The sequence below is a fragment of the Streptomyces fildesensis genome (genome assembly GCF_016107395.1).
Classification (GTDB): Bacteria; Actinomycetota; Actinomycetes; order Streptomycetales; family Streptomycetaceae; genus Actinacidiphila; species Actinacidiphila fildesensis.
Map to the genome: position 1 here is coordinate 1 of NZ_JAAIKO010000272.1, position 282 is coordinate 282.

Genomic DNA, 282 nt, shown 5'->3' on the forward strand with positions numbered 1-282 from the left:
CTCACTATTCCATGCTCGATGGGGTATTTGAGAGTTAGGATGCCCCTTTTGGATTGTGCTTCGTCACCAACATAGGCATCTTTCTGACCCATCCCTACCATGACTCCAGTGTGCCGTGGACGCCCTACAATGCTTGGGAAAACAGCCCTTGGAGCATCATCCCCTGCAAAACCAGCCTTGACCATTCCGGTTCCATTGTCACAAACAAGAGGTTGAATATCTTCAGCATCGGCCATTTTATAGAACCCTTATTTACGAAGATGCAGCTTAACCGAGCAATTT

Annotated in this window: 1 protein-coding gene; it reads right to left on the bottom strand. The window is 47.5% G+C overall.

Features of this window, described 5'->3' with window-relative positions; genetic code table 11:
* The coding region (locus tag C6N31_RS47340; RefSeq protein WP_198359712.1) for an acetate and sugar kinases/Hsc70/actin family protein at nucleotides 1-236 on the bottom strand (236 nt) is incomplete at its 3' end.
* Nucleotides 237-282 lie beyond the last annotated feature (46 nt).